This window comes from Streptomyces toyocaensis (assembly GCF_000725125.1).
GTDB classification, from domain to species: Bacteria; Actinomycetota; Actinomycetes; order Streptomycetales; family Streptomycetaceae; genus Streptomyces; species Streptomyces toyocaensis.
This window is the reverse complement of sequence record NZ_JFCB01000029.1, coordinates 91,401-98,964: the sequence shown is the minus strand read 5'-3', so window position 1 is coordinate 98,964 and position 7,564 is coordinate 91,401. Positions and strand designations below refer to the sequence as shown.

Below are 7,564 nucleotides of genomic sequence, written 5' to 3'. Positions count from 1 at the left end.
GCCCCCGGCACCGCCCGCCCCCGCCCCCGGCACCGGGAAGATCAACCTCGACAAGGGCCGGGTCAGCCTCCAGAAGAACCAGACCGTCTCCCTGATGAAGGGCGGCCGCCCGCTGCTCTCCCAGGTCAAGATGGGCCTCGGCTGGGAGCCGGCCTACCGCGGCAAGGACATCGACCTGGACGCCTCGGTCATCGCCTACGGCCCTCAGCGCAACCACATCGACAGCTGCTACTTCGGCAAGCTCCAGATCGTGAACGGCGCGATCCGCCACTCCGGCGACAACCTCACCGGCGAGGGCGGCGGTGACGACGAGGTGATCACCGTCGACCTGGGCCGTCTTCCCATGGAGGTCAGCGGCCTGGTCTTCACGGTCAACTCCTTCTCCGGCCAGAAGTTCACGGAGGTCGCCAAGGCCTACTGCCGCCTGCTGGACGCCACCACCGGCGAGGAACTGGTCCGCTTCGACCTCACCGGCGCCGAGCCGCAGACGGGCGTGATGATGGCGAAGCTGATCCGCCAGTTCTCCGGCGAGTGGGAGATGACCGCGATGGGCGACTTCGTGAAGTCCCGCACGGTCCGCGGCATGGTGAAACCGGCCGCCCAGGCCCTGTAACCACCCGCGCGGAACGCCGGGCGCCCCGCGGGAGGAGCTGCCCGGCGCTCCTCGGACGCGGTGTTCAGCCGCGCTGGACCCGCTGCCGCTTCCAGGGCCCCGTGATGGCGACCATGATGCCCGGCTCCTGGATGTTGGCGTACAGGGTCCGGCCGTCCGGGGAGAACGTGACGCCGGTGAACTCGCCGAACTCCGGCTCGTCCTCGGTGCCGATGTTCAGTTCGTTGCGGGCGATGGGATACGTGCGTCCGCTGTCGGTGGCCCCGAACAGGTGCTGCGCCCCGTCTCCGTCCTCGGCGACGATCAGACCGCCGTACGGCGACACGGTGATGTTGTCGGGGCCGTCGAAGGCGCCGTCCGCGCCCGGGTCCCGGCCGGCGCCGAGCAGCACCTTCAGGGTCAGGGTGCGGCGCCCGGGGTCGTGGAACCAGACCTGGCCGTCGTGCTGCACGGGGCTCTCCGCACGGGCGTAGGAGGAGACGATGTACGCCCCGCCGTCGCCCCACCACATGCCCTCCAGCTTGCGGCCACGGGTGACCTCGCCCGGTCCGAACTGCTCGCGGACCGCCACGTCGCGGGCGTCACGGTCGGGCACGTCCACCCAGTCGACGCCGTACACGGTGCCGATGCGCGTGGCGCGGGAGAGGTCGTCGACGTACCGGCCGCCGGAGTCGTAGCACTTGGGCGCCTGGAGGACACCCGCGTCGTCGGCGAGCGTGCGGAACATGCGGGGGCCGTGGCGGAAGTCCCGCGGCGGGGTCCAGCGGTAGAAGAGGCCGTTGGGCCCGTCGGCGTCCTCGGTGAGGTAGGCGTGGCCGCGCCGGGGGTCGATGACGACGGCCTCGTGGTCGTAGCGCCCGAAGAACTTCAGCGGCTTGGGGTCGCGGTTGGCGCGCCGGTCGGCGGGGTCGACCTCGAAGACGTAACCGTGGTCCTTGGTCATGCCGTTCTCGCCGGCCCGGTCGGAGTTCTCCTCGCAGGTGAGCCAGGTGTTCCAGGGGGTGCTGCCGCCCGCGCAGTTGTTGGCGGTCCCGGCGATGCCGACCCATTCGGCGACGCCGCCGTCGGGGCGCACCTCCACGATCGTGCAGCCGCCGGGTGCGGCCGGGTCGTAGACGAGGCCCTCGGTGAGCGGTACCGGGAACTCGGCCTCGTCGCGCGGGCCGTCCATCTCGTGGTTGTTCACCAGGAGGGTGCTGCCGCGCGGGCCCGGGAAGGCGGCCGTTCCGTCGTGCTCGGCGGGCGTGAACTCACCCGACTCCAGACGGGTCTTCCCGGTGTGGGTGAGGACGCGGTAGGTGAACCCGGCGGGCAGCGCGAGGACTCCGCGCGGGTCCGGCACGAGCGGCCCGTACCCCACGCCTGCCTGCCGGCCGGACGCCTCGTCGGCGAGGTCGGCGGAGGCGAGGGCGTGGGGCGCCGAGGCGAGGGCGCCCGCCGTGCCCGCCAGCGCGATCCCGGCACCGGTGATCACGGACGTTCTGGCGAAGTCCCTGCGGGTGAGCGACATGCTGTCTCCAGGTGACGGTGGACAGACCGTGGACTGTGCGCCGTCACGCTCCCGCCCCCGCCTGAACGCGGGTTGAACGGCGGGGGTCACGGCGCGGCCCGCTCCCGTGAAGCTCAGCCCCCGTGCTGCGACCGTGCCTTGAAGGCGGCCTTCCGTGCTTCCTTGGCGACCTTCTTGTCCGGGTGCAGGCGCCCCATGGCCTCCAGTACGTCCGCGGTGGCCGGGTGGTCCACCCGCCAGGCGGTGTCGAAGAAGCCGCCGTGCTGCCGTGCCAGCCCCTCCACCAGGGAGCGCAGTTCCTCCGAGTTGCCCTCCGCGGCGAGCTGGGCGGCGACCGTGTCGATGGTCAGCCAGAAGATCATGGCCTCGGACGGCGGCGGCACGTCGGCGGCGCCGTGCTCGGCCAGCCACACCCGCGCGAGCCCGCCGAGTTCGGGATCGTCCAGCACCTCGCGCAGGACGGGTTCGGCGCTCGCGCCGACCAGTGAGAGCGCCTGCTGGCACCGCAGCCGCCGCAGCGGCGCGCCTTCGTCGGTCCCGCGTGCCGCGGCCAGCAACTCCCGCGCGGCAACCAGGGGTTCACGCCGGGCGAGCCACTGCTCGGTCTCCGCGTGGGCCGCGACCGGCGGGAAGCCGGCCGTGCCGTCGAGGAGCGCGTCGGCGCCCTTGTCCGCGAGGTCCCCGACCGCCGGCGCCCGGAACCCGGCCTCCAGCAGACGGGCGCGCAGTCCGTAGAGACCGAGCGGGGTCAGCCGCACCATGCCGTAGCGGGAGACGTCGGTGTCGTCCCCCGGCGTCGCGGGCTCCTCGTCGGCGTCGGCCATGACCGCCTCGTCGACCGGCTGGTACTCCACGAGTCCCACGGGCTCCAGCATGCGGAACTGGCCGTCCAGCCGCATCATCGCGTCGGACACCTGCTCGAGGACGTCGTTGGTGGGCTCCGCCATGTCGCCGGGCACGATGACCGACGCGGCCAGCGCGGGCAGCGGCACGGGTGCCCCGCCGGGCCCTTCCTCCCCGACGGTCAGCAGGTAGAGGTTGCCGAGCACTCCGTCCAGGAACTCGGCCTCGGCCTCGGGGTCCCAGCCCAGCGCGTCCAGGTCGAGTTCCCCCTCCCCCTCGGCGATGGCGTCGACCAGCCCGCCCAGGTCGGGGACGCTCGCGTCGCCGAGCAGCGTCTCCAGGGCGCCGAGCCATACCTCCAGCACGTCCCGCGGCGTTCCCCCGGTGAGCAGCGCGAGGTCCGCGCCCGCGGTGACGGTGCCCTCCTCCTCGTCGACCACCTCGACGAGCCCGGTGTCCACGGCGACGCGCCAGGCCTCACTGGCGTGGGCCGCGGCGTCGTCCCCGGTCAGCCCGAGTTCCCCGGCCGCCGCGGGCAGCTGCTCCTCGACGAGCCCGCCGCCGGCGTCCACCCTGGTGGCGGGCCCGGCCCAGCGGGCGAGCCGGGCGGCCCGGGACAGCACCGGGGTGGACAGGGCGTCGCGCGCCAGCTCCGCTTCGGGACGCAGCCGCGCCGGCGGCAGGATGGAGCTGTCTGACATCGGCTTGTTTCTCCTAGGGCCTCTTACGACTCAGCCGCTCAGCCTAGACGGATTTCCACCCATGCCGCCCGCTTCATCTCCCCTTCGGCAACCGTACATGGCCGAAACCTTGACAAGTGACTTGGCCAGGCTGGAGATTGACGCGCGTAGACAGGGAGTGACCCACGCTCCACCCTCGTCCCGGCGTAGATCACGTTCCCGGAGGGAAATCCGTTGCCGAGCAAGTCGTCCGCGCGCCTCGCCGCGCTCACCGTCGCCGCCGTGTGCACCGCGGCGTCCACCGTCGTCCTCACCTCGCCCGCGCACGCGGACTCCGTGCGCATCCATGACATCCAGGGCGACACCCGCATATCGCCGTACGCGGGGAAGCAGGTCACCGATGTGACCGGAATCGTCACCGGCGTCCGCACCTACGGCTCGTCCCGCGGCTTCTGGATCCAGGACCCCTCCCCGGACACGGACCCGGCCACCAGTGAGGGCGTCTTCGTCTTCACCGGTTCCACGCCGAAGGGCGTCGCGGCCGGCGACGCCGTCACGGTGTCCGGCACAGTCTCGGAGTTCGTCCCCGGCGGCGCCTCCTCGGGCAACCAGTCCCTGACGGAGATCACCCGCCCGGTCTTCACGGTCGTCTCCAGCGGCAACGAGGTCCCGGCCGCGACGCCGATCACCGCGCGGTCCGTCCCGGCGGCCTACACCCCCACGCCGAACGGCTCGGTCAACGACCTCCCCCTGCGCCCGTCCACCTACGCCCTGGACCACTACGAGTCCCTGGAGGGCATGAACGTCCAGGTCTCCGACACCCGGGTGGTGGGCGCCACCGACCCGTACACCGAGCTCTGGGTCACGGTGAAACCCTGGGAGCACCGCAACCTCCGCGGCGGCACGGTCTACGGCTCCTACGACTCCCAGAACACCGGGCGCCTCCAGATCCAGTCGCTCGGCAGGGCGGCCGACTTCCCCGACGCGAACGTCGGCGACACCCTCGCCGGGGACACCACGGGCCCCCTGGACTACAACCAGTACGGCGGCTACACCCTGGTGGCCGACGACCTCGGCACCCTGGAGTCCTCGGGCCTGCGCCGCGAGACCACGCGCGCCCAGCACACCGGTGAACTCGCGGTGGCGACCTACAACGTCGAGAACCTCGACCCCTCCGACGACACCTTCGCCGCGCACGCCGCCGCGATCGTGGACAACCTCAAGTCCCCCGACATCGTGTCCCTGGAGGAGATCCAGGACAACAACGGCGCGACCGACGACGGCACGGTCGCCGCCGACCGGACCCTGGCCGGGCTGATCGACGCCATCGTGGCGGCGGGCGGCCCGCGCTACGACTGGCGCGCCATCGACCCGGCCGACAAGCAGGACGGCGGCCAGCCGGGGGGCAACATCCGCCAGGCGTTCCTCTTCAATCCGGCCCGGGTCTCCTTCACCGACCGCCCCGGCGGCGACGCCACCACCCCCGTCGACGTCACCGAGGTCCGCGGCAGGGCCGCCCTGACGAACTCACCCGGCCGGATCGACCCGGCGTCCGAGGCGTTCGAGGACAGCCGCAAGCCCCTGGCCGGCGAGTTCACCTTCCGCGGCCGCACGGTCATCGTCATCGCCAACCACTTCTCCTCCAAGGGCGGCGACCAGGGCCTGACCTCCCAGTACCAGCCCCCGTCCCGGAACTCGGAGACCCAGCGCCACCTCCAGGCCCGGGCGGTCCACGACTTCACCGCGAAGATCCTCGAGGCGCAGCAGAACGCGAAGGTCGTGGTCCTCGGAGACATCAACGACTTCGAGTTCTCGGAGACGACCGAGATCCTCGAGGGCGAGGGCACGCTCTGGTCGGCGGTGAAGTCCCTTCCGGAATCAGAGCGTTACTCCTACGTCTACCAGGGCAACAGCCAGGTCCTGGACCAGATCCTGATCACGCCGTCCATCCGCCGCTTCGCTTACGACAGCGTGCACATCAACGCGGAGTTCCACGACCAGATCAGCGACCACGACCCGCAGATCCTGCGGTTCCGCCCGTAGGGAAGTCGGTCACCCACGACGGTGAGGGGCCGGTGCGGGGACATCCCGCGCCGGCCCGGCCCGACCCACCGACCGCTCAGCACCGATGGCGCTGCACCATCACCGCACCCACGGCCACGGCGACCACCGCACCCGCGATCATGACCGGCTTGCGGTGCCGCATGCCGGCCTCCCCCGCGTGCGCGGCGGTGCTGCGCATCTGCACGGTCATCGCCCCGGCCCGGTCGCGGAGATCGTCGGCCCGCGCCCTCGCCCGCCCCTTCACGTCCATCTTCCCAGCCAGCTCCGCCACGGTGTCGCCCAGTTCGTGCCGCGTCCGCTCGATCTGGCGTCGCAGCTCATCGGGCCCCTTGGCCCCGCGCCCCGAAGCGGCGGCCTCCGCCCCGGCATCCACATGGGCCCCCGCCCGGCTCACGTCGTGCGTCATCGGTGCGCCCTTCCCTTGATCTCCTCCACATCGGCCCGCACGCTGCCCAGCGTCCGCTCGGGCTTGGCCGGCGTCGCCCTGCGCAGCTGCCCACGGCCGGCGATCGCCAGCACACCGGCGATCAGGAACAGCACGCCCGTGACGATCAGCGCCGCGGCCCACAGAGGCAGCACCAGGTCCAGCGCGGCGACACCCGTACCGGCCAGCGCGAGCAGCCCCGCATAGCCGAACGCGCCCGCGGCCCCCAGCATCCCGCCGCCGCGCCCGGCACGACGGCCCTTCTCCGCCAGTTCTTCCTTGGCGAGCGCCACTTCCTGCCGCGCGAGTCGCGAGATCTGTTCGGTGGCCTGCCCGACGAGCTCGCCCACGCTGTGCTCGTCGCGGACCGGCCGTCGCTCCATGGTTTCGGTCACGATGCGCCTCCTTCCTGGTCGGGAGACCCGAGTACCCCCGCGCACCTCGCCCTATCCATCAAGCAACGCTTACCAGTATTGGCCATCACCTGTAAGTAGAACTTCACATGATGACGGCCGAGACTACTCCCATGACCCCTTTCGGCCGCACCCTGTGCGCGATGATCACCCCGTTCACCCCCACCGGCGCGCTCGACCTCGAGGGTGCCCAGCGCCTGGCCGACCACCTGGTCGCCCAGGGCTGCGACGGCCTGGTCCTCTCCGGCACCACCGGTGAGTCCCCCACCACCACGGACGCCGAGAAGTCGGCCCTGATCACGGCGGTGCGCCAGGCCGTCGGCACCCGCGCGACGATCGTCGCGGGCGTCGGCACCCCCGACACGGCGCACACCGCCGAACTGGCCCGCGGGGCCGAGAAGGCGGGCGCCGACGGCCTCCTGGTGACCGCCCCGTACTACAGCCTCCCCCCGCAGGACGCGATCGAGGCGCACTTCCTCGAGATCGCGGACACGACGGGCCTCCCGCTGGTCCTGTACGACATCCCCTCCCGCACGGGCACCCGCATCGCACCGGACACCCTGCTCCGCCTCGCGGAGCACCCCGCGATCGTGGCGGTGAAGGACTGCTCGTACGACTTCCTGGCGGCGCAGAAGCTGATCTCCCGCACGGACCTCGCGTACTACGCGGGCTCGGACGAGCTCAACCTCGCCCTCTACGCGGTCGGCGGCGCCGGCTGCGTCAGCACGGTCGCGAACGTGGTCCCGGACCGCGTCCGCGCCGTCCTGGACGCCTTCGACGCGGGCGACACGGCCCGCGCCGCCCGCCTCCAGCGGCAGATGACGCCCCTCATCGAGGCGATGATGGCGGGTGGCCTCCCCGGCGCGGTCACCGCCAAGGCCCTCCTGCCGGTGCTGGGTCTGCCCGCGGGCCCGGTCCGCCCGCCCCTGCGGCCCGCCGGCCCCCGGGCGACGGCCCGGCTCACCGCGCTCCTCGACGACCTGACGGCCTGACACCCGCGCGACGGGAAGCGGGCCG

Annotated in this window: 7 protein-coding genes; 3 read left to right on the top strand and 4 right to left on the bottom strand. The window is 72.4% G+C overall.

Features of this window, described 5'->3' with window-relative positions; genetic code table 11:
- Positions 1 to 613: TerD family protein (locus tag BU52_RS26075; protein WP_037938694.1), on the top strand; the 613-nt coding region annotated here is incomplete at its 5' end.
- 64 nt (positions 614 to 677) lie between these two features.
- Here the strand turns inward: BU52_RS26075 and BU52_RS26070 are convergent.
- Positions 678 to 2,123: an alkaline phosphatase PhoX gene (locus tag BU52_RS26070; RefSeq protein ID WP_037938691.1), complete on the bottom strand. Its 1,446-nt coding sequence runs from the start codon at positions 2,121 to 2,123 to the stop codon at positions 678 to 680.
- A 113-nt stretch (positions 2,124 to 2,236) separates the two neighbouring features.
- Positions 2,237 to 3,667: a hypothetical protein gene (locus tag BU52_RS26065; RefSeq protein ID WP_037938689.1), complete on the bottom strand. Its 1,431-nt coding sequence runs from the start codon at positions 3,665 to 3,667 to the stop codon at positions 2,237 to 2,239.
- A gap of 213 nt (positions 3,668 to 3,880) precedes the next feature.
- Here BU52_RS26065 and BU52_RS26060 point away from each other — a divergent pair, with 213 nt between their 5' ends.
- Entirely contained in the window at positions 3,881 to 5,689 is a 1,809-nt protein-coding gene (locus tag BU52_RS26060) for an endonuclease/exonuclease/phosphatase family protein (protein ID WP_037938688.1), read from the top strand.
- A 76-nt stretch (positions 5,690 to 5,765) separates the two neighbouring features.
- Here the strand turns inward: BU52_RS26060 and BU52_RS26055 are convergent, their stop codons facing one another.
- Both BU52_RS26055 and BU52_RS26050 read right to left on the bottom strand, forming a co-directional pair.
- The gene (locus BU52_RS26055) at positions 5,766 to 6,116 is read right to left on the bottom strand and encodes a DUF3618 domain-containing protein (protein ID WP_037938685.1); all 351 of its coding nucleotides are present in this window, start codon (positions 6,114 to 6,116) and stop codon (positions 5,766 to 5,768) included.
- Entirely contained in the window at positions 6,113 to 6,529 is a 417-nt protein-coding gene (locus BU52_RS26050; RefSeq protein WP_037938683.1) for a phage holin family protein, read from the bottom strand. The genes BU52_RS26055 and BU52_RS26050 overlap by 4 nt, the downstream gene beginning before the upstream one ends.
- A gap of 131 nt (positions 6,530 to 6,660) precedes the next feature.
- Between BU52_RS26050 and dapA the strand changes: the two genes are divergently transcribed.
- Positions 6,661 to 7,539: a 4-hydroxy-tetrahydrodipicolinate synthase gene (gene dapA / locus BU52_RS26045; RefSeq protein WP_235216423.1), complete on the top strand. Its 879-nt coding sequence runs from the start codon at positions 6,661 to 6,663 to the stop codon at positions 7,537 to 7,539.
- Positions 7,540 to 7,564: the final 25 nt, after the last annotated feature.

Bases quoted from the DNA above. Each gene is read 5' to 3' on its own strand.
- dapA (WP_235216423.1), top strand. From the start codon at position 6,661: ATGACCCCTTTCGGCCGCACCCTGTGCGCGATGATCACCCCGTTCACC.
- BU52_RS26055 (WP_037938685.1), bottom strand. From the start codon at position 6,116: ATGACGCACGACGTGAGCCGGGCGGGGGCCCATGTGGATGCCGGGGCG.
- BU52_RS26065 (WP_037938689.1), bottom strand. From the start codon at position 3,667: ATGTCAGACAGCTCCATCCTGCCGCCGGCGCGGCTGCGTCCCGAAGCG.
- BU52_RS26070 (WP_037938691.1), bottom strand. From the start codon at position 2,123: ATGTCGCTCACCCGCAGGGACTTCGCCAGAACGTCCGTGATCACCGGT.